We start from the raw sequence: 20,585 nt of genomic DNA, 5'->3' as shown, positions 1-20,585 counted from the left end.
GAAACTATCGTAAGGTGCGCCCGTTCCCCGATCCCGTCAACGATCCCGCACGCGGGAGGCTGGCGCGGCGCGGCATTTGTGCTAGCGCTGCCGGCGTGACACCCTTTCCCTGGTCAGACCTGCTCATCATCGCCGGGCTCATCCTGCTGAACGGCGTGTTCGCGATGTCCGAACTGGCGATCGTTTCCGCCCGCACCGCGCGCCTCAAGGCGGCCGCCGACAAGGGCAGCTCCGCCGCGACCACGGCGATCGCGCTGGCGGCGGACCCGGGCAAGTTCCTCTCGACCGTGCAGATCGGCATCACGCTGGTCGGGATCGTCGCCGGCGCCTATTCGGGCGCCAGCCTCGGCGGCCCGGTCGGCGAGCGGCTGGAGGCGCTCGGCCTCCCGTCCACCTATGCCGACGAGGCGGGCTTTGCCGTCGTCATCGCGCTGACGACTTACGGCAGCCTGGTCGTGGGCGAGCTCGTGCCCAAGCAGGTCGCATTGCGCGCCGCGGTGCCCATCGCGCTGGTCATGGCGCGCCCGATGGCGCTTCTCGCCCGGATCGCCGCGCCGCTGGTCTGGCTGCTCGACACCTCGTCCGGCCTGCTGATCCGCCTGCTGGGCGTGCGGCCCGGCGGGCAGTCGAGCGTGACCGCGGAAGAACTGCACATGATCTTCGCCGAGGCGACCCGGTCGGGCGTGATCGAGGTGGACCAGCACCAGATCCTCGCCGGCGTCGTGCGGCTGGCGGAAAAGCCGGTCCGCGACGTGATGACGCCGCGGACCGAGCTCGACTGGGTCGATGCCGATGCCGACGAGGCGGAGATGCGCGCCGCGATCGAGAAGAGCCCGCACTCGCTGCTGCCCGTGGCGGAAGGTTCGCCCGATCGCATCGTCGGGGTGGTCAAGGTGCGCGAGGTCCTGGCCCGGATGGTCGCGAACGAGCCGGTTTCGCCACGCGCGATCATGCGCCAGGCCGAAGTCGTGCCCGACCAGCTCGACGCGATGGACGCGCTGCGCGTCCTGCAGCAATCGGAAGTGGCCATGGCCATGGTGCACGACGAATACGGCCATCTCGACGGGATCGTCACCCCGTCCGACCTGCTGACCGCGATCGCCGGCCAGTTCGCCAGCGATCAGGACCAGGGCGACCAGCCGGGCATTGTCGAGCGCAGCGATGGTTCGCTGCTCGTGTCCGGGGCCCTGCCGGCGGACGACCTCGCCGACCGGCTGGGAATCGAGTACGGCGAGGATCGCGAGTTCGCGACCGTCGCCGGTTACGTGCTCTCGGTGCTCAAGAACCTGCCGCAGGAAGGCGAGAGCTTCGCCGACCAGGGCTGGCGCTTCGAAGTCGTGGATATGGACGGGCGCAAGATCGACAAGATACTGGTCGCGCCCGAGTAAAGCCCGGCCGCGCGCCGCCAGCGCCGCTTCGCATCGATGGTTTCGCCATTGCCTGCCGGGCCCGGGTCGGCACCGGCAGGGCGGGGCGCGTCAGCCCGGGATCACGGCCTGGGCATACTGGCCGTCGCCTTCGGGCGCGGCGACGATGTCGCGTGTCACGCTGCCTTTCGCGACGGTGTGCGTCTGCGGATCGCCGACGGTCGAACGGATGCCCGGGTCGGCCGCCCCCGCACGGTCGAGAACGCTGGTTTCGACCGCGCTGCGCGGGGCCGGGCCGCCGAACAGCGCCTCCAGCGCCTGTTCGCCCGCCGTGCCTTCCGCCGGGCGCGGCGCGCCGGGGGCCGGGGGCACGAGGTTGAAATCGGGCGGCACGACCAGCGGCGCCTGCCGCTGGACCGCGAACTCGTCGGGCCGTTCGCGCGCGAGGATCCCGCCGTTGCTGCCGCAGGCGGCGAGCATGGCGCTGGCGCCGGTCAGAAGGGCGAGGGTGGTCGCTTTGCGCCTGGAAAATTGGCTCATTGTCAGCTCTCCGCGGCGCCGGGCGCCGTCTCGGTTTCGGATGTTTCCTCCTTGTCGCGCAGGAAAAACGCGCGGGCAAGGATAATGAGGACGCCGATGGTGATCGCGGCATCGGCGATGTTGAAGATCAGGAAGGGGCGAAACTCGCCGAAGTGCAGGTCGGCATAGTCGACGACATAGCCCAGCTCGTATCGATCGCGGATATTGCCCAATGCGCCGCCGAGGATCAGGGCAAGGCCCAGGATCTCGCCCAGCAGCCGCTCGCGCAGCATCCAGATCGTCACCACCAGGGCGATCAGGCTGGTCACGCCGACCAGCAGCCAGCGCATTTCCATCGAATCCGCCTGGAACATGCCGAGCGAGATGCCGAAATTGTAGGTCAGCCGGAAATCGAAGAACGGCAGCAGCTCCACCACGTCGCCGCGCTGCATCGCCAGCGTCTGCGTGACGTAGTGCTTCATCGCCTGGTCGGCCAGGAACAGCGCGATCGCCACCGCGAAGCCGGCCAGCCGGTATTTCATGACCTTGCTCATGCCGCATCATCCAGTTGCGCGATCACGCCGGCGCAGCGGCCGCACAGGGCGCCGTCCTCGCTCACTTCGGGCAGGAGCCGCCAGCAGCGGCCGCACTTGTTGTCGTCGGTGCGCGTCACGGTCACGCCTTCGCCCTGCCCGCGCGCGACTGACGCAGTGATGAACAGCTCGGCCAGGTCGGCGTCGCCGAAACCCTCGGGCACGGCGGCTGCGGGCACCGTCACCGCGGCTTCCAGGCCCGATCGGATGACTTTCTCCCGCCGCAGCGGCTCGATCGCTTCCATCACCTGTTCGCGCAAGTCGCGCAGCTTGCCGAAGCGTTCGGCGAGGGCCGGATCGACCCAGCTTTCGGGCATCGGCGACAGTTCGAGCAGGTGCACGCTGCCGCGATCGGGGAAACGCGTCGTCCACACTTCTTCCGCGGTGAACACCAGCACCGGCGCGGCATAGCGCACGAGCGCGTGGAACAGGATGTCCAGCGTGGTGCGATAGGCGCGGCGGCGCAAGTCGCCCTCGCCGTCGCAATAGAGGCTGTCCTTGCGGATATCGAAGAAGAAGGCCGAAAGGTCCTCGTTCGCGAAATCGACCAGCGCGCGGGTATACTCGTTGAAGTCGAAATCGGCGATCGCGCGGCGCAGCGTGGCGTCGAGCGCATGGAGTTCGCCCAGGACGTAGCGCTCCAGCTCCGGCATTTCCGCCGGGTCCACCCCTTCCGTCTCGCTATCGAACCCCTGGAGCGCGCCGAGCATGTAGCGGAACGTGTTGCGCAGCTTGCGATACTGGTCCGCGACGCCCTTCAGGATCTCGTCGCCGATCCGGTGATCCTCGGTAAAGTCCACCGATAGCGCCCAGAGGCGGATGATGTCGGCCCCGTACTGCTGCATGACCTTGTTCGGATCGACCGTGTTGCCGAGCGATTTCGACATCTTCTTGCCGTCGCTGGCCATCGTGAACCCGTGGGTGAGCACGGCATCGTAAGGCGCGCGCCCGCGCGTGGCGCAGGCTTCGAGCAGCGAGGACTGGAACCAGCCGCGATGCTGGTCCGACCCTTCGAGGTAGAGGTCCGCCGGCCAGCGCAGCTCGGGCCAGCGCCCGCTTTCGAGCACGAAGGCGTGGGTGCAGCCCGAATCGAACCACACGTCGAGGATATCGGTCACCCGTTCGTAATCCGCCGGATCGTAATCGGGGCCGAGCAGGTCGGCGGCGGCTTCTTCCGTCCAGGCATCGACGCCTTTCGCGCGCACGGCCTCCACGATCCGCGCGTTGACCGCCGGGTCGGCAAGGTATTCGCCGGTCTTGCGGTCGACGAACAGCGTGATCGGCACGCCCCAGGCGCGCTGGCGCGAAAGGACCCAGTCGGGCCGCCCCTCCACCATCGCGCCGATGCGGTTGCGGCCCTTTTCGGGCACGAAACGCACGCGCTCGATTTCGGCGAGGGCGGTGCTGCGCAGGGTCGCACCCCCTCCGTCAGCCGCTGGCGCGGCTGCCACCTCCCCCAAGGGGGGAGGATTGTCGTAACCCGATCCTCCCCCGCTGGGGGAGGTGGCCCGAGCGGAGTGAGGGTCGGAGGGGGCCAGCGGCTTGCCCATCGGCACGAACCACTGCGGGGTGCAGCGATAGATGACCTTGGCCTTGGACCGCCACGAGTGGGGGTAGGAATGCCTGTAGTCGGCGCTGGCCGAAAGCAGCGCGCCCGCTTCGCGCAAGTCCGAGCAGATCGGGCCGTCGGGCGCGTTGAACTTCGGGTTGATGACCGACATGCGCCGTTCGTCGTCGCCGCCGAGCCACAGCCAGTCGTCGCGATAGCGGCCATCGGCCTCGACCACGAACCTGGGCGTCAGGCCGTTGGCCTTGCACAAGGCGAAGTCGTCCTCGCCGTGATCGGGCGCCATATGGACGAGGCCCGTACCGCTGTCGGTCGTGACGAAATCGCCGGCAAGCAGCGGGCGAGGCTCGGCGAAGAACCCGCCGAGGTGGTGCATCGGGTGGCGGGCGACGGTGCCTTCGAGGTCGGAGCTAGTTATCTCCTGTTCCAACTGCAGGAGAACGTCATACGGACGGGTCTCAGAGAGCCGTTGCTTAAAGGCGTCGACTAAATTGGCCGCAATCAGAATCCGACGCCCAATCGCTGGATCGTCCTTCGTGGCCTCGCGAAGACCATCTAACTTCTGATCGACAATGCTGTCCTCACTTGGCCCAGTCCACACCGCTCTAGGCTGGTCGACAACTCTATAGATTCCGTACTCAATCTCCGGCCCATAGGCCAAGGCCTGGTTGACCGGGATCGTCCATGGCGTGGTCGTCCAGATCACCGCGTGGGCGCCGACCAGTTCGGGGATCGGGCTTTCGACGATCTCGAACGCGACGTCGATCTGGGTCGAGGTGATATCCTCGTACTCGACTTCGGCTTCGGCCAGCGCGGTCTTTTCCACCGGGCTCCACATCACCGGCTTGGCGCCGCGGTAGAGATTGCCCGCCTCGGCGAATTTCATCAGCTCGGCGACGATCGTCGCCTCGGCCTCGAAATCCATCGTCAGGTAGGGATTGTCCCAGTCGCCGTTGATGCCCAGCCTTTTGAGCTGTTCGCGCTGCGTATCGACCCAGTGCTGCGCATAGGCGCGGCATTCGGCGCGGAATTCCGCCGGGGGCACCTCGTCCTTGTTCCGCTTCTTCTTGCGGTACTGTTCCTCCACCTTCCATTCGATCGGCAACCCGTGGCAGTCCCAGCCGGGCACGTAGGGCGCATCCTTGCCGAGCAGGGTCTGCGTGCGCACCACCATGTCCTTCAGCACGTGGTTGAGCGCGTGGCCGATATGCATGTCGCCATTGGCATAGGGCGGGCCGTCGTGGAGGACGAACGTCTCGCGCCCCGCGCGCTCCTCGCGCAGCTTGCGGTAGAGGCCCTGTTCCTCCCAGCGCGCGAGAATGCCCGGCTCCTTCTGCGGAAGGCCGGCCTTCATGGGAAAATCGGTCCTGGGCAGGAAGACCGTGTCCTTGTAGTCGCGCTGTTCAGTCATGCGGATGGGCCGTTAGGGCAATTGCCGCGCGCGATAAAGCCGGTTCGCGTCACCGGGCGGCCCGCCGCCGTTCGAGCGCGGCCTGCGCGGCGTCGATTTCCGCCTGCGAACGGTCGTCGAACCGGTTGATCAGCGCGGGGATGACGGTGAACCCGTCGTCCACCAGGGCATAGCCGTTGAAGCTGGCCGGGATCTCGCCCAGCTGCTCGGGGAAAGTCAGCCCGGCCAGGCGGTCGCCGCCGCCCGGCGCGGCGACGACGACGTGCGCGCCGGCTTCTTCCATCCGCGCGACCAGGCGGTTGGGCCAGCCGGCAAAGGCCCACTGGCGGTCGAGCGGCACGATCAGCGTGCCGCCCCGGCAGGCGGCGGGCACGATCCCGAACCAGCCCTGCCACCTGTAGGCGCTCGTGCATTTCCGGGCGCTTTCGGGCGAGAATGCCCAGGCATCGGGATGGATCTGCGCGATTCGCGCGATCGGCGCGGGCGGGCCGTGGAAACCGTCGCCGGCGGCCACCGGATCGCGGCCCGCCGCGCGCAATGCCGCGGCGAGCAGGTCCGCCTCGGCCGCGTCGTCGGCGGTAAAGCGATAGAGCAGGCGCGCGCGGCCGGCGGCGCGAATGCCCTCCGCCAGAGTCGCGATCGCGCCGGTTTCGCCATCGCGCAGCGGGTAGGTCCCGCCCTCGGCGCGGAAGCCATGGCCAGGGTCGAGCGCCTTGAGCGCGGCCATCGACTGCCCGCGAACCGGCCCGGTGCCGTCGGTCCGGCAATCGAGCGTCTCGTCGGCGAACAGCGCGATCTGCCCGTCGGCGGTCGGGGTCACGTCCACCGCGATCACGTGGGCGCCCAGCTTGGCCGCGCGCGCGATCGAACGCGCGGTGTTCGCGATGTAATCGTGCGCCGGCTGCTCGATCCGCGTGCCGGGGCAGGGCACGTCGTCGTTGTCATCCGGCGCCGGCAACTGGCGCAGGCCGCCATCGGCGATCAGCTTGACCGCCCCTTTCGGCTCGGGCGCGAGCCAGCTGGCGTTGACCACGGTAAGCGCGAGGAACCCCAGCGCGAGGGCAAAGGCGAGATAGCGCAGCCAGGGCATCAGCCGAGCAGCTCCCGCGCGCGCGCACAATCCCGCTCCATCTGCGCGATCAGCCCCTCGATCGTGTCGAACTTCGCCTCCGGCCGCAGGAAATGGCGGAAGGCAACTTCGATTTCCTGCCCGTAGAGATCGCCCGAAAAGTCGAAGAAATGCGGTTCGAGCAGTTCGCGCGGGGGGGCGAACTGGGGGCGCACGCCGATATTCGCCGCGCCGGTCAGCACCTGCCCGGTGGCAAGGACGCGGCCGGTCACGGCATAGATGCCGAAACGCGGGCGCAAGTAGCTCTCGATCGCGAGGTTTGCGGTGGGATAGCCGATTTCGCGCCCGCGCTTGTCGCCATGTTCGACGACGCCGCGAATGGCGAAGGGGCGGGTAAGGAGGCGGGCGGCTTCCTCCGGATCGCCGGCACGGAGCGCTTCGCGTACGCGGCTGGAGGATACGGGGGCACCGCCGTCCATCACGGGGGCGACCGCGCGCGTGGCAATGCCGGCCTCGCCGCCCAGGCGCGCCAGCACCGCGCGATCGCCGGCCCGGCCCTTGCCGAAAGTGAAGTCTTCCCCGGTGACCACCCCGGCAACGCCCAGGCGTTCGTGCAGCAGGACGCGGACGAAGTCTTCCGCGCTCGTCCCGGCCAGCGCGGCGTCGAAATGGAACACCAGCATCGCCGTCGCCCCGGCCGCGAGGTAGAGTTCCTGCCGCTGTTCCAGCGTGGTCAGGCGGAACGGAGCCGCGTCGGGTTTGAAGAAGCGCACCGGGTGCGGATCGAACGTGGCGATGATCGCCGGGCGCCCTTCGGCGCGGGCCCATTCGATCGCCTCGCGCGCGACCGCCTGGTGGCCGAGGTGGAAGCCGTCGAAATTGCCCAGCGCGATGATCGCGCCGCGCAGGCTGTCGGGCAGCGGCTGGCGATGGTCGAGCCACCTCATCGGGCCGGCTCCATCGGCGCGATCCCGGCGCGCAGCACGCGCAGGGCATTGCCCCCCATGGCGGCGCGGATCTCTTCGTGGGTAAACCCTTCGTCCAGCAGCGCCTGCGTCACCTGAACCAGCTGGCTGGTGTCGAACCGCACCGTCGTCGCCCCGTCGTAATCGCTGCCCAGCGCCACGTGCTCGATCCCCACCAGGTCGCGCACGTGCTTCATCGCCCGGGCCGCGGCGCGGGGAGAGGTATCGCAGATCGCGGCGTCCCAGTAGCCGATGCCGATAATGCCGCCGGTGCGCGCCACGCCGCGGATCTCCTCGTCGGAAAGGTTTCGGTTGACCTTGCAGGTGGCCTGGACCCCGCCGTGGCTGGAGACGACCGGGCGCCGCGCCATGGCGAGGATGTCGGCGACGCAGGCATGGCTGCAATGCGCGATGTCGACGATCATGCCGAGGTCTTCCATGCGCCGGATCGCCGCGCGCCCTTTTGCGGTCAGGCCGCCTTTCGCGATCCCGTGCATCGATCCGGCGAGGTCGTTGTCGAAGAAATGGGTCAGCCCCGCCATGCGGAAGCCCGCGGCGTGGAGCCGGTCGAGATTGGCGAGGTCCCCTTCGAGGTTGTGCAGCCCCTCGACCGAGAGCATCGCGCCGACCGGCGTGTTCCCGCCCTCGCCCCTGCGCGCGAGCAGGCCGTCCAGCTCGCCCGGCGTCGTCACCCGGGCGAGGCGGCCGTCCGAGGCGGCCACTGCCCTGTCCAGCTTCTCGCCGTGGTAGAGCGAGCGCTCGAGCAGCGATGTCCAGGTGCGGACCGGCTGCAACTGAGCGATCACCAGCGGGGTGATATTGTCGCTATCGCCGTCGTTGGCGTCGTAGTTCTGGCCGCTCGGCGTCTTGGTGACGCTGGAGAAGACCTGCAGCGCGACGTTGCCTTCCTCCATCCGCGGCAGATCCTCGTGCCCGCGCCTGGAGCGGGAGAGGAGGTCGCGATCCCACATCAGGGTGTCGGAATGCAGGTCGACGATGGTCAGCGTTTCGTGGAGCGCGCGCGCTTCGTCGGACACGGCGATCGGCGGCTGGCCGTCGATCCGGTTCATGCTGCGTTCGACCAGCGCCGGGCCGAGCGTGAAGAAGGCGCCCGCGGCCACCGCCACGACCGCCAGCAGGCCCCAGGGGAGCCGCGCCTTCACGCCGCTTCCCTGACGAGGGTGACGAAATCGAACGCCGGCAGTTCGCCCGACGCCGGGTGTTCCTCGCGCCGCTTCTCGGCCCATTCGGGGCCGAGCCGGGGCATCAGCACATCGCCTTCGTAGCGCGCGTGAATCTCGGTCAGCTCGATCCGGTCGGACCGCGGCAGGAAGACGTCGAAGATCGCCGCCCCGCCGATCACGGCGACTTCGGGGCAGGCTTCGCCGGCCAGGGACAGCGCCTCTGCGGGAGAGCGCGCCACGCTCGCGCCTTCGCTGCCCCAGCCTTCACGTCGGGTCAGCACGATGTGCCGGCGACCGGGCAGGAGGCCCGGCAGGCTCTCGAACGTCTTGCGGCCCATGATCATCGGCTTGCCCATCGTCAGGGCCTTGAACCGCCTGAGATCGGCCGGGATGTGCCAGGGCAGCCGGCCCCGGTCGCCGATCACGCCGTTGGCGGCCCGGGCGTAGATGCAGAAGATTTCCTGCGTCACGCGGGCCTCATCCCGCGCCGATCCGCGTGACGTGGCCCATCTTGCGCCCGGGGCGGGCCTGGCGCTTGCCGTAGAGGTGGAGGTGCGCGCCGGGCTGGCCCAGGCATTCGTGCGCGGCCTGCGCGTCTTCCCCGATGATGTTGGTCATCACTACCTGGCCGGCCGTGGTCGCGGTGTCCCCCAGCGGCAGGCCGCAGATCGCGCGCACGTGGTTCTCGAACTGGCTGGTGGCCGCGCCCTCGATCGTCCAGTGGCCCGAATTGTGCACCCGGGGGGCCATTTCGTTGAACACCGGCCCTTCGGCAGTGGCGAAGAATTCCAGCGTCAGCACCCCGACATAGCCGAGCGCCTCGGCCACTTGCGCCGCCAGGTCGCGCGCGGCGGGCACCTGTTCGGCGACCATGGCGCTGGCGGGCAGGGTCGAAGTGGCCAGGATGCCGCCGACATGGGTGTTCTCGGCGCTGTCCCAGAAGCGGACCTCCCCGTCGCGGCCGCGCACGAGGATGACCGAGAATTCGCACCCGAATTCCACGAACCCTTCGTAGATCGCCGGCGCGTCGGGCACGCGGATGGCGTTGGCGTCGCGCGCGGTCTGGATGCGCCACTGGCCCTTCCCGTCGTATCCGTCGCGGCGGGTCTTGAGAATGCCGGGCGCGCCGATCCGGTCGACCGCGGCGGCGAGGTCGTGCGCGCTGTCCACGGGGGCATAGGCCGCGGGCACACCGCCGAGCCCTTCGACGAAGCGCTTTTCCTTCAGCCGGTCCTGCGCGGTTTCGAGCGCGCGCGGATGGGGGGCGAGCAGCCCCTCGATCGGGGCCAGCGGGGCGACCGGGACGTTCTCGAATTCCCAGGTCACGACGTCGCACCCCTCGGCGAAGCGCGCGAGCGCGGCCTCGTCGTGCCAGGGGGCGCAAGTGAACTGCGCGCTCACTTCGGCCGCGACGCTGTCGCGCCCCGGTTCGTAGACATGGCAGCGATAGCCGAGCTGCGCGGCGGCAATGGCCATCATCCGGCCCAGTTGCCCGCCGCCCAGGATGCCGATCGTTCCCCCCGGTGCGATCATGAGTCCTGCGGCCGCTCGGCCACGGCGGCGCTGCGCGCGGCGCGCCAGGCCTGGAGGCGCTGCGAAAGGTCGGCATCGCCGAGCGCGAGGATCGCCGCGGCGAGCAGGCCCGCGTTGGTCGCCCCCGCCTTGCCGATCGCCAGCGTGCCGGTCGGCACCCCGGCAGGCATCTGCACGATCGACAGCAGGCTGTCCTGCCCCGAAAGCGCCTTCGATTCGACCGGCACGCCCAGCACCGGCAGGTGGGTCAGCGCGCTCAGCATCCCCGGAAGGTGCGCCGCGCCGCCCGCGCCCGCGATGATCACGCGGAAGCCTTCGCCCTCGGCCTCCTTGCCGAAGGCGTACATGCGGTCGGGCGTACGGTGGGCGGAAACGATCCGCGCCTCGTACGCGACGCCCAGCTCGTCCAGCACTTCGGCCGCGCACTTCATCGTCGGCCAGTCCGACTGGCTGCCCATCACGATGGCGACGCGCGCCCCGGTCCCCTCTCCGCCGCCGGCCATGTCAGCGATCCTTCAGGTACTGGCGTTCGCCGCACTTCATGTCGGCATCGAATTCATAGACGATCGGCTCGCCGGTCGGGATCTCCAGCCCGGTGATGTCGTCGTCCGAGATGGCGGAAAGATGCTTGACCAGCGCGCGCAGCGAATTGCCGTGGGCCGAGACGATCACCGTTTCCCCGCTGGCGAGCACGGGCAGGATCTCGTTTTCCCAGTAGGGCAGGACGCGTTCGATGGTCAGCTTCAGGCTCTCGGTCCGCGGAACCTCGATCCCGGCATAGCGCGCATCGGCCGCCAGGTCGTAGTCGCTGCCGTCCTCCATGACCGGGGGCGGCACGTCGAAGCTGCGGCGCCAGACATGGACCTGCTCGTCGCCGTGGCGGTCGCGGGTTTCCTGCTTGTCGAGGCCGGTCAGCCCGCCGTAGTGGCGTTCGTTGAGGCGCCAGTCCTTCGTCTCGGGGATCCACAGCCGCCCGCAAGCCTCCAGCGCCAGGTGCAGCGTCTTGATCGCGCGCGTCTGCAGCGAGGTGAAGGCCCGCGTGGGCAGCACGTTCTTCGCCGCCAGCAGTTCGCCCGCGGCGACCGCTTCGGCCACCCCCTTCTCGGTCAGGTCCACGTCCCACCAGCCGGTGAAACGGTTTTCCAGGTTCCACTGGCTCTGGCCGTGACGGACTAGGATCAGCGTGGGCAAACGAAAGGCTCCTCTATCGGTCGGGCGTGTGCGGTTAGCTTTTCGGGCCGGCGTTGGAAAGCCCGCTGTCTGCCGATTCGGGGCTTTCCGCGCCCGCGATCCGGCGCGACTGCGCCTTGCGTCGGCGCAGGTTTTCGCGCAGCTTGGCGGCCAGGCGTTCTTCGCGCGTGGGCTGGGGGTCGTTGTCCCGGGACATGGCGCTGCGTCTTGCCGCGAATGCGCGCGCGGCTCAAGCTTGGCTTGACTTTCGACCGGTGCGCGACAATAGCGCGCCCGCTTCGTCAGGCGCTGCTGTAGCTCAGTGGTAGAGCGCACCCTTGGTAAGGGTGAGGTCGGGAGTTCAATCCTCCCCAGCAGCACCATTCCTTCCGGGCACCCGGCCCGACGCCCGGCGAATTTGCGCCTTGCCCTTCGTCACCGTCTTATCCATGTAAGGCACCATGGACGACCGCGAAGAGCTGACCGCGCTGCACCCGAATCACGTCAAGGTCCTGCGCATCGCCGCCGCGCTCACCGCGCTGCCCTTCGTGATAGGCTCGCTGGTGCTCGAGGTCGCCGATCTCCTGCCGCGGGGCGCCTTTGCCGTCCCGGTCCTGCTCGTCGCCGGGTTTCTGATCGTGCGGGTGCCGCTGCGCCGCCATGCCGCGCGCGGCTATGCCATGGGGGAAGACAGGCTGCGGGTCGTGCGGGGCATTCTCTTCCGGTCGGATACCGTCGTGCCGTTCGGCCGCGTCCAGCATATCGACGTGGACCAGGGCCCGCTGGAACGCGCCTATGGCCTCGCCACGCTCACGCTCCACACGGCCGGCAACCACAATGCCTCGGTCGCGCTGCCCGGCTTGGCGGAGGAGGACGCGCGGGCGATGCGCGAGACGATTCGCGCGCGTATCCGGCGCGACACGATGTGACGCCGGCGATGACGGAATCTGGCGCGGAACAGGGGCAGGCCCGGCGCACCGAGCCGGTCGGCCTGGCCGTTCACGCGGCAACGGGGCTGCGCCAGGTCGTGCCCGCGCTGCTCGCGGCGGGCTTCGTCCTGCGCGACGAGGGGCGCTGGCTGCTGGCGCTCATCCCGCTCGCTTTCGCGCTGCTGTCGCTCACGCTCGGCCTGGCCTGGCTCCAGTGGCGGCGGCTGACCTATCGCGTGGGGGCGGAAGACATACGGGTGGAAAGCGGCGTGCTGAGCCGCGCCGCCCGCTCGGTTCCCTACGAACGGATCCAGGACGTCAGCCTCGAGCAGGGGCTGCTGGCCCGGCTTTTCGGACTGGTCGAGGTGCGGTTCGAAACCGGCGCGGGCGGGCAGGACGAGCTGAAGCTTGCCTTCCTGCGCGAAGAGGAGGGGGAGCGCCTGCGCGAGGTCGTGCGCGCGCAGAAGGACGGGCCCGGCGCCCCGGCAGGCGAGACCGAGGGCGAGACAGAGGGCAGGGCCGAGGGCGAGATCGAGGGCAGGCCGCCGATCTTCGCCATGGGGCCCCGGCGGATTGTCCTCTTCGGACTGTTCGAATTCTCGCTCGCGGTCGTGGCGGTCGTCGCCGGCCTCGCGCAGCAGTTCGATTTTCTCCTGCCGTTCGACCTGTGGGACTTCGACGCGTGGGAGGAACGGCTGGCCGGGCCCGGCGCGTGGCTTTCCGGCCTGGGCCAGACCGCGCAAGTCGTGGGCGGGACACTGGCCGTCGCCACCTTCATCGCGCTCGGCGTCGCGACCGGCGTGATCCGCACCGTCTTGCGCGACTGGGGCTTTGTGCTCGAGCGGACCAACAAGGGCTTCCGCCGTCGCCGGGGCCTTCTGACCCGGACCGACGTCGTCATGCCGGCCCACCGGGTCCAGGCGCTGACGTTCCGCACCGGCGTGATCCGCCGCCGGTTCGGTTGGCACGGGCTCAAGTTCGTCAGCCTCGCGCAGGATGCCGGGGCGGCCAGCCACGACGTCGCGCCCTTCGCCCGCTGGGGCGAACTCGCGCCGATCGCCCGCGCGGCCGGTTTCGCGATGCCGGCCGAAGATCTCGACTGGCACCGGGCCAGCGGCCGCTACCGGCTCGACAGCGCCCTGCTGGCCGGCGGGCTTGCCGGGGCGATCGCGCTGGCGGTTTTCGTCGCCTTGTCGCTGAACGGGCTGGCCAGCCCTTTGTTCGCGCTCGTGCCGCTGGCGGCGGGCGCGATCCTCGCGGCCTGGCAATGGTTTCTGTGGCGTTTCGAACGGCACGCGATCGACGACCGCTGGCTCTACGCCCGCCGTGGCTGGCTGGCCCCGCGGACCGACGTGGCGAGCCGGGTGAAGCTGCACTCGGTGGAAGTGGTCGCGGGCCCGATCGCCCGCCGGCGCGGCTATGCCACGCTTCGCCTGGGCCTCGCCGGCGGAAGCCTGGAAATCCCCGGCCTCGCGCACGGGCGGGCCTGGGCGCTGCGCGGCGCGATTGCCGAGAGCATCTGCGCGCGCGATTTCTCGCGCCTGGCCTAGCGTACCCCGGTTCAGGCCGGTTCAAGCCGGGTCAGCCCCGGATCAGGCCCGAATCAGGAAGGCGTCGGGGCCAGCAGCTCGCTCCATTCCGGGTGGCGGCGAAACTGGGCATCGACGTAGGAACACTGCGGCACGATCATGAAGCCCTGTTCGCGCGCGTCGGCCACCAGCGCCTCGACCAGCGCGGCCGCGACCCCGCGACCGCCGATTTCTGGCGGCACCAGCGTATGATCGGCGATTCGCGCATTGCCGCGCGCTTTCCAGGTCAGCCGCCCGACATGGTCGCTGCCGGGCACGTGCGCGCGGTACTCGCCGTGCACCGGCTCCTCCCCCGGTCCGGGGTGGCGCGTGATCTCCAGGCCTTCGATGGTCATGCTGCGCTCCTTCTTGCGCTCAACGCTGCGGCAGCTAGACGCGTTCCGCGATGCAGTTCCTTTCCGACAACGCCGCCGCCGTCCATCCCCGCGTGTGGGAGGCCATGCGCGCCGCCGACGCCGCCGATGCCCCCTACGACGGCGACGGCCTGTCGAACCGGCTGGACGAGGCCTTCACCGCGATGTTCGGGCGCGAATGCGCGGCGATCTGGGTCGCGACCGGGACCGCGGCGAACTGCCTCGCGCTGGCGACGCTGGTCCAGCCGCACGGCGCGGTCGTCTGCCACCGCGAGGCCCATATCGAGATGGACGAAGGCGGCGCGCCGGGGTTCTACCTGCACGGGGCCAAGCTGCTGCTGGCCGAGGGGGCGGGGGCGAAGCTCGATCCCGCGGCCATCGCCGCGACGATCGATCCGATCCGCGACGACGTCCACCAGGTCCAGCCCCATGCCGTCTCGGTCACCCAGGCGAGCGAATACGGCCTGTGCTACCGGCCGGGCGAACTGGCGGCGATCGGCCGCCTGGCGCGCGAACGCGGGCTGGGGCTGCACGTGGACGGCGCGCGGTTCGCCAATGCCGTGGCCTTCCTCGATTGCCCCGCGGCCGAAGCGGCCGGCCCGGCCGACGCCCTGAGCTTCGGCTGCATCAAGAACGGCGCGATGAGCGCGGAGGCCGTCGTCTTCTTCGACCCTGCCGCCGCCGATCTCGCCCGCTATCGCCGCAAGCGGGCCGGGCACCTGCAGTCGAAGGGGCGCTTCCTCGCGGCGCAGGTCCTCGCGATGATCGAGGGCGACCTGTGGCTGGCCAATGCGCGCGCGGCCAATGCCGCGGCCGCGGAAATCGCCGGGGCTTGCGGCGACCGTCTCCTCCACCCGGTCGAGGCGAACGAGGTCTTCGTCCGCCTTTCGCCGGAAGAACGCGCCGCGCTGCGCGGGCAAGGCTTCGGCTTCTACGACTGGGGAAGCGACGCGGCGCGCTTCGTCACCGCGTGGAACAGCGCGGACGCGGCCGTCGCGGCCCTGGCGCGCGCGATTTCCGGCTTGTGACCGCGCCCGGCCCCGCCGCTCCGCCGCACGCGCTGCTGCGGCTGCGGATCGCCTTGCCGTTCCTGGTCGTGGCGCTGATCTGGGGGTCGACCTGGTATGTCATCACCGGGCAGATCCACGAGGTCGCGCCCAGCTGGTCGGTCGCCTACCGGTTCGCGATCGCGACGCCTGCAATGTTCGCCGTCGCGCTGGCGATGCGGCGTTCGCTGGCGATCGGCAGGGCCGGCCACTTGCTGGCGCTGGCGGTCGGGCTGACGCAGTTCTGCGGCAATTTCAACTTCGTCTATCGCGCCGAACTGCACCTGACCTCGGGCGTGGTCGCGGTCATGTTCGGCATGCTGATGGTGCCCAATGCGCTGTTCGGGCGCTGGCTCCTGGGCCAGAAGGTCACCCCGCGTTTCCTGGTGGGCAGCGCCATCGCGATCGGCGGCATCGCGCTCCTCCTGCTGCACGAGGCGCGCCTCTCGCCGCTGGGCGGCAGCGTCATGCTCGGCGTGGCGCTGGCGATCGGGGGCATCCTCTCGGCCTCGATCGCCAATGTCATCCAGGCCAACGAGACCGGCCGCGCGCTGCCGATGGCCAGCCTGCTCGCCTGGTCGATGCTCTACGGCACGGGCTTCGACATCGCCGTCGCCTGGGCCCTTGCCGGCCCGCCGACGATCCCCGCCGCGCCGGCGTTCTGGGCCGGCACCGCCTGGCTCGCCATCGCCGGGTCGGTCGTGACCTTCCCGCTCTACTACACGATCGTGCGCCAGATCGGGGCGGGCCGGGCGGCCTATAACGGGGTGCTGGTGATCGTGGTCGCCATGGTCATCTCGACCCTGGCCGAAGGTTATGCCTGGTCGCTGCTGGCCGTGGCAGGCGCCGTCCTGGGGCTGGGCGGCATGTTGATCGCGCTGCGCGCCCGCCAGGTGTGACGCGCACCTTTCAGGCCAGCGCGGCCAGCCCTTCGCGGAACGTGGGATAGCGCGGCTCCCAGCCGAGTACGCGCCGTGCCTTGCCGTTCGCGATGCGGCGATTCTCCGCGTAGAATCCGCGCGCCATCGGTGAAAGGCCGGCCTGCTCGACCGTCAGGAGCGGGGGCGGGGCGCGGCCGAGCAGGCGGCAGGCTTCCTCCACCACCGCGTTCTGGCTGGCCGGGCAATCGTCGGCGAGGTTGTAGGCCCCGGCCGGCGCGCCGAGCGCGGCGATCGCGCCGGTCACGATATCGTCCACGTGGACGCGGCTGAAGACCTGCTGCGGCGCGCCGGGGCCGAGATCGATCCGGTGTGCCTTGCCGGCGCGAACCCGGTCGAGCGCGCTGCGCCCCGGCCCGTAGATCCCGGGGAGGCGCAGGACCCGCGCGCCGCGCGCGAGCCATTCCCGGTCGGCCGCCGCGCGCGCAGTGCGCCGGCCGGTGCCGGTGGGGGCGCTTTCGTCCACCCAGGCACCGCCGGTATCGCCGTAGACGCCGGTGGAGGAGAGATATCCGATCCACCGGCCGCCGCCTTCCAGCCACTCGCCATATTCGGCCAGGACCGGGTCGGCGCCGCTGGCGCGGTCCGGCGGCACGGAGGAAAGCACGTGGCTGGCCCGGTCGAGCGCCTCGCGCACCGCGGCCGCGTTGTCGAAAGCGACGTTTCCGCCCGAGCCCGTTCCGCCGACCGACCATCCGCGCGCCTCCAGCGCAGCGGCAATGCGGCTCGCCGTATATCCGATGCCGAAGATGAACATTGTGCCCATATGCGCGTTCTATCCGATGGACGCGCCAGAGAAAGGACCTAGAAGCTTCGAATCATGGACATTCGCCCCGATCCGAGCACGCCCGATGGCAACCCCGAGATGGCCGATGCAGCGCCCGAGCCGAAAGAGCCGCCGCTGATCCGGCGCGAGGATTACCGGCCATTCCCCTGGCTGGTGCCCGAGATCGCGCTGGATTTCGATCTCGGCCTCGAATGCACGGTCGTGAGGGCGAAGCTGACCGTCGCCCGCAACGCGCGCGGCGACCGGGCGGAGACGATCCGCCTCGACGGCGACGGGCTAACGCCGCGGCAGGTCACGGTCGATGGCCAACCGGTGAACGACTGGGCGATGGACGAAGGCGATCTCGTCCTGCCGCTGGCGGGGGATGCGCACGAGATCGCAATCGAGACCCGCATCGACCCGTCCGCCAATTCGCAGCTCATGGGCCTCTATGCCTCGGGCGGGATGCTGTGCACCCAGTGCGAGGCCGAGGGCTTCCGCCGGATCACCTTCTTCCCCGACCGGCCCGACGTGCTGTCCACCTATCGCGTCCGGCTGGAAGGGCCGCGCGCGCAGTTCCCCGCCCTGCTGTCGAACGGCAACAAGGTCGCCGAAGGCGAGGCGAGCGACGGCCGTCACTGGGCCGAATGGCACGATCCCTGGCCCAAGCCGAGCTATCTCTTCGCGCTCGTCGCCGGCGACCTCGTCGCGCGGTCGGATCGGTTCGTCACGATGGGCGGGCGCGAGGTCGCGCTGAACGTCTGGGTCCGCGAGGCCGACCTGCCGCGCACCGAGCACGCGATGGAATCGCTCAAGCGCGCGATGAAATGGGACGAGGAGGCCTTCGGCCGCGAATACGACCTCGACCAGTTCAACATCGTGGCCGTTGGCGATTTCAACATGGGCGCGATGGAGAACAAGGGCCTGAACATCTTCAACACGAAGTATGTCCTGGCCGACCCGGAAACCGCCACCGACGGCGATTACGACGCGATCGAGGGCGTGATAGGGCACGAGTACTTCCACAACTGGTCGGGCAACAGGGTGACCTGCCGCGACTGGTTCCAGCTGTCGCTGAAGGAAGGCTTCACCGTCCTGCGCGACCAGCTTTTCAGCCAGGACCTGCAGGGCGAGGCGGTCAAGCGGATCGAGGACGTGCGCGTCCTGCGCTCGGTCCAGTTTCCCGAGGATTCGGGGCCGCTGGCGCACCCGATCCGGCCCGACAGCTTCCGCGAGATCTCGAACTTCTACACCGCCACGGTCTACAACAAGGGGGCCGAGGTCATCCGCATGATGCGCACGATGGCCGGGCCCGAAGCCTTTCGCGCGGGGACCGATCTCTATTTCGACCGCCACGATGGCGAGGCCGCGACCTGCGAGGATTTCGTCAGGGCGATGGAAGACGGCGCCGGGCTGGACCTGGGCGCGTTCCGCCGGTGGTACTCGCAGGCCGGAACGCCCAAGGTCTCGGTCGATCTCGACCACGCGGGCGACAGCGCGACGCTGACGCTGCGGCAATACGTCCCGCCCACGCCGGGGCAGCCGTCCAAGCAGCCGATGCCGATCCCGTTGCGCCTGGCCCTGTTCGACCGCAAGGCGGGCACCCACCGCGGGGAAGAGCTGGTGATCCTCGACGAAGAGGAAAAGACGATCGCCTTCGACCGGTTCTCCGCCCCGCCGGTGCTCTCGATCAACCGCGGGTTCTCCGCGCCGGTCTCGATCGAGCGACAGGTCCCGCGCGAAGACCTCGTCTTCCTCGCCGCGCGCGACGACGATGCCTTCGCCCGGGCGGAAGCGATGCAGGAACTCGTCGTCGGCCACCTCGTGGCCGCGGCGGGCGAAGGGCTCGACGCGAAAGACCGCGAGCGGGGCCAGGCCGCGATTGCCGAGGCGCTGACCGCGGTGCTCGACGACGAGCGGCTCGACGACCTGATGCGCGGCGAGCTGATGGTCCTGCCGGGCGAGACCTATCTCGCCGAGCAGATGCTGGTGGCCGACCCCGGGCGGATCCATCGCGAGCGCGAGGGGCTGAAACGGTGGCTGGCCGGCGAGCTGGGCGACCGCCTGCTGCGTCTCCACCAGCGGGCGAGCGAGGTGCCCTACGGCCTCGAGCGCGAGGCCCGCGGGGCGCGCAAGGTCAAGACCCTGGCGCTGACTTACCTCGCCGCCGGCGATCCGGCCGGCGCGGCCGATGTCGCCGCGGGGCAATACGATTCGGCCGACAACATGACCGACCGCCAGGGCGCGCTGATGGTCCTGTGCGGGCTGGACAGCGCGGCCCGGACCGATCGCCTGATCGACTTCTACCGCCGCTACGAAGGCAATGCGCTGGTGATCGACAAGTGGTTCAGCCTGCAGGCGATGTCGCTTCACCCTGCCGCGATCGAACACGTCAAGGCGCTGCGCGGGCACGCGGACTTCACGCTGCGCAACCCGAACCGCGTGCGGGCGCTCTACATGGCCTTCGCCGGCAATCCCCAGGCCTTCCATGCGCCCAGCGGCGAGGGCTACCGCCTGATCGCGGACCTGATCCTCGAGCTCGACCCGATCAATGCCCAGACCGCGGCCCGCTTCGTCGCCCCGCTCGGCCGCTGGCGCCGGATCGAGCCGGGTCGCGCGGCGCTTATGCGGGCGGAGCTGGAACGTATTGCCGCCGCGCCCGGCCTTTCGCGCGACACGCGCGAGCAGGTGGGGCGCTCGCTTGGCTGAGGCATTGCGCGCAGCGGCGCTGGACGGGGTTCCGCACGGCTTCCTGACCCGCCGCGGCGGCGTGTCGCGAGGCGCGGTGGGCGGGCTGCAATGCGGCTTCGGCGCCGGCGACGACCCGGCCGCGGTGCGCCGCAACCGCGAGCTGGCGGCCGGCGCCGTGCTGCCGGGGGCGAGCCTGGTCGGCCTGCACCAGGTCCATTCCCCCGATGTCATCGTGGCGACCGCGCCGTGGGAAGACGAAGCGCGTCCGCGCGGCGATGCCCTGGTGACCGACCGCGCGGGCCTGCTGCTCGCGGTCGTGACCGCCGACTGCGCGCCCGTCCTCCTCGCCGATCGCGCGGCCGGCGTGGTCGGGGCGGCCCATGCCGGCTGGCGCGGGGCACATGACGGGGTGCTGGAAAACACCGTCGATGCCATGGTGGCGCTGGGCGCCGATCGCGCCGCGATCGCCGCGGCGATCGGCCCCTGCATCATGCAGGCCAGCTACGAAGTGGACGATGGCTTCCGCGCGCGCTTCGGCGAAGGCGAGGGCGCGTTCTTCGCGCCGGGGCGGGCAGGGCACTGGCAGTTCGACCTGCTGGGATATGTCGCGGCGCGGCTGGAGCGGGCCGGCGTGGCGCGGGTCGAGAGCCTGGGGCGCGACACTTATGCGGAGCCGGAGCTGTTCTACTCCTTCCGCCGCGCGACGCACCGGGGGGAGCCCGATTACGGGCGCCTGATTTCGCTCGTCGGAATGCCTGCCTAGCCCCCCGATCATCCGAAAAAGGCGGTTGGCAGCGGTGACTTTCGCGTCTACAGGCCGCCCAAACCGGCTCCGCGGGGGGCCTCGTCCGCATGTGTGCGGATGACGGCCGTGTGGGGGTCCTCCCCGCCGGCG

The 20,585-nt window shown here is 70.1% G+C and carries 20 protein-coding genes and 1 tRNA gene; 8 read left to right on the top strand and 13 right to left on the bottom strand.

Features of this window, described 5'->3' with window-relative positions; genetic code table 11:
- Nucleotides 1-95 precede the first annotated feature (95 nt).
- Nucleotides 96-1,388 (top strand): hemolysin family protein, encoded by a 1,293-nt coding sequence (locus GRI72_RS08095; RefSeq protein ID WP_160733401.1) that lies wholly within the window; start codon nt 96-98, stop codon nt 1,386-1,388.
- Between the two features lie 90 nt (nt 1,389-1,478).
- Here the strand turns inward: GRI72_RS08095 and GRI72_RS08090 are convergent, their stop codons facing one another.
- From GRI72_RS08090 to GRI72_RS14570, 11 genes are read right to left on the bottom strand one after another with little or no spacing between them, the layout of a single operon-like run.
- Nucleotides 1,479-1,907 (bottom strand): DUF3035 domain-containing protein, encoded by a 429-nt coding sequence (locus tag GRI72_RS08090; protein ID WP_160733400.1) that lies wholly within the window; start codon nt 1,905-1,907, stop codon nt 1,479-1,481.
- Nucleotides 1,908-1,909: 2 nt separating this feature from the next.
- Nucleotides 1,910-2,440, bottom strand: coding sequence for a signal peptidase II (gene lspA, locus GRI72_RS08085; RefSeq protein ID WP_202389020.1), 531 nt, complete (start codon nt 2,438-2,440; stop codon nt 1,910-1,912).
- Nucleotides 2,437-5,457, bottom strand: a complete 3,021-nt coding sequence (gene ileS / locus GRI72_RS08080) for an isoleucine--tRNA ligase (RefSeq protein ID WP_160733399.1) — start codon at nt 5,455-5,457, stop codon at nt 2,437-2,439. The genes lspA and ileS overlap by 4 nt, the downstream gene beginning before the upstream one ends.
- A 49-nt stretch (nt 5,458-5,506) precedes the next feature.
- A complete protein-coding gene (locus tag GRI72_RS08075; RefSeq protein WP_160733398.1) occupies nt 5,507-6,547 on the bottom strand; it encodes a glycerophosphodiester phosphodiesterase family protein in 1,041 nt (346 codons plus the stop codon).
- Entirely contained in the window at nt 6,547-7,473 is a 927-nt protein-coding gene (locus tag GRI72_RS08070; RefSeq protein WP_160733397.1) for a bifunctional riboflavin kinase/FAD synthetase, read from the bottom strand. Before GRI72_RS08070 ends, GRI72_RS08075 begins: the two co-directional genes overlap by 1 nt.
- Nucleotides 7,470-8,654, bottom strand: coding sequence for a dipeptidase (locus GRI72_RS08065; RefSeq protein WP_337191157.1), 1,185 nt, complete (start codon nt 8,652-8,654; stop codon nt 7,470-7,472). Before GRI72_RS08065 ends, GRI72_RS08070 begins: the two co-directional genes overlap by 4 nt.
- Complete coding sequence (locus GRI72_RS08060) at nt 8,651-9,145, bottom strand: dihydrofolate reductase (protein WP_160733395.1); 495 nt, start codon at nt 9,143-9,145, stop codon at nt 8,651-8,653. Before GRI72_RS08060 ends, GRI72_RS08065 begins: the two co-directional genes overlap by 4 nt.
- A gap of 7 nt (nt 9,146-9,152) precedes the next feature.
- On the bottom strand, nt 9,153-10,208 hold the full coding sequence (locus GRI72_RS08055; protein ID WP_160733394.1) for a 5-(carboxyamino)imidazole ribonucleotide synthase: 1,056 nt from the start codon (nt 10,206-10,208) through the stop codon (nt 9,153-9,155).
- Nucleotides 10,205-10,711 carry a 5-(carboxyamino)imidazole ribonucleotide mutase gene (purE, locus tag GRI72_RS08050; protein ID WP_160733393.1) on the bottom strand — a complete coding sequence of 169 codons (507 nt, stop codon included), beginning with the start codon at nt 10,709-10,711 and terminating at the stop codon, nt 10,205-10,207. The genes GRI72_RS08055 and purE overlap by 4 nt, the downstream gene beginning before the upstream one ends.
- A 1-nt stretch (nt 10,712) precedes the next feature.
- On the bottom strand, nt 10,713-11,399 hold the full coding sequence (gene gpmA / locus GRI72_RS08045; protein WP_160733392.1) for a 2,3-diphosphoglycerate-dependent phosphoglycerate mutase: 687 nt from the start codon (nt 11,397-11,399) through the stop codon (nt 10,713-10,715).
- A 34-nt stretch (nt 11,400-11,433) separates the two neighbouring features.
- Nucleotides 11,434-11,595, bottom strand: a complete 162-nt coding sequence (locus GRI72_RS14570; RefSeq protein ID WP_202389019.1) for a hypothetical protein — start codon at nt 11,593-11,595, stop codon at nt 11,434-11,436.
- A gap of 91 nt (nt 11,596-11,686) precedes the next feature.
- Between GRI72_RS14570 and GRI72_RS08040 the strand changes: the two genes are divergently transcribed.
- The 3 genes from GRI72_RS08040 to GRI72_RS08030 all read left to right on the top strand — a co-directional run bounded on the left by GRI72_RS08040 (nt 11,687) and on the right by GRI72_RS08030 (nt 13,857).
- Nucleotides 11,687-11,761 (top strand) — tRNA-Thr (locus GRI72_RS08040).
- A gap of 78 nt (nt 11,762-11,839) precedes the next feature.
- Nucleotides 11,840-12,307 carry a PH domain-containing protein gene (locus GRI72_RS08035; protein WP_160733391.1) on the top strand — a complete coding sequence of 156 codons (468 nt, stop codon included), beginning with the start codon at nt 11,840-11,842 and terminating at the stop codon, nt 12,305-12,307.
- Between the two features lie 8 nt (nt 12,308-12,315).
- Nucleotides 12,316-13,857 (top strand): PH domain-containing protein, encoded by a 1,542-nt coding sequence (locus GRI72_RS08030; RefSeq protein ID WP_202389018.1) that lies wholly within the window; start codon nt 12,316-12,318, stop codon nt 13,855-13,857.
- 53 nt (nt 13,858-13,910) lie between these two features.
- Here the strand turns inward: GRI72_RS08030 and GRI72_RS08025 are convergent, their stop codons facing one another.
- Complete coding sequence (locus GRI72_RS08025; protein WP_419880243.1) at nt 13,911-14,225, bottom strand: GNAT family N-acetyltransferase; 315 nt, start codon at nt 14,223-14,225, stop codon at nt 13,911-13,913.
- A gap of 56 nt (nt 14,226-14,281) precedes the next feature.
- On the opposite strand from GRI72_RS08025, the gene GRI72_RS08020 reads away from it, so the two are divergent.
- Together GRI72_RS08020 and GRI72_RS08015 are read left to right on the top strand one after the other, a co-directional pair.
- On the top strand, nt 14,282-15,277 hold the full coding sequence (locus GRI72_RS08020) for a threonine aldolase family protein (RefSeq protein ID WP_160733388.1): 996 nt from the start codon (nt 14,282-14,284) through the stop codon (nt 15,275-15,277).
- Nucleotides 15,274-16,194 (top strand): DMT family transporter, encoded by a 921-nt coding sequence (locus GRI72_RS08015; protein ID WP_337191156.1) that lies wholly within the window; start codon nt 15,274-15,276, stop codon nt 16,192-16,194. Before GRI72_RS08020 ends, GRI72_RS08015 begins: the two co-directional genes overlap by 4 nt.
- Nucleotides 16,195-16,204: 10 nt before the next feature.
- Here the strand turns inward: GRI72_RS08015 and GRI72_RS08010 are convergent, their stop codons facing one another.
- Nucleotides 16,205-16,999 carry a Rossmann-fold NAD(P)-binding domain-containing protein gene (locus GRI72_RS08010; RefSeq protein WP_160733387.1) on the bottom strand — a complete coding sequence of 265 codons (795 nt, stop codon included), beginning with the start codon at nt 16,997-16,999 and terminating at the stop codon, nt 16,205-16,207.
- 54 nt (nt 17,000-17,053) lie between these two features.
- On the opposite strand from GRI72_RS08010, the gene pepN reads away from it, so the two are divergent.
- Both pepN and pgeF read left to right on the top strand, forming a co-directional pair.
- Nucleotides 17,054-19,708, top strand: a complete 2,655-nt coding sequence (gene pepN / locus GRI72_RS08005; protein ID WP_160733386.1) for an aminopeptidase N — start codon at nt 17,054-17,056, stop codon at nt 19,706-19,708.
- Nucleotides 19,701-20,453: a peptidoglycan editing factor PgeF gene (gene pgeF, locus GRI72_RS08000; RefSeq protein WP_160733385.1), complete on the top strand. Its 753-nt coding sequence runs from the start codon at nt 19,701-19,703 to the stop codon at nt 20,451-20,453. The genes pepN and pgeF overlap by 8 nt, the downstream gene beginning before the upstream one ends.
- Nucleotides 20,454-20,585 lie beyond the last annotated feature (132 nt).

Origin of the sequence: Pelagerythrobacter marinus, from assembly GCF_009827515.1 — a bacterium.
Classification (GTDB): Bacteria; Pseudomonadota; Alphaproteobacteria; order Sphingomonadales; family Sphingomonadaceae; genus Pelagerythrobacter; species Pelagerythrobacter marinus.
The sequence above is the reverse complement of the archived record's forward strand: the minus strand, read 5'-3'. Positions and strand labels throughout refer to the sequence as shown.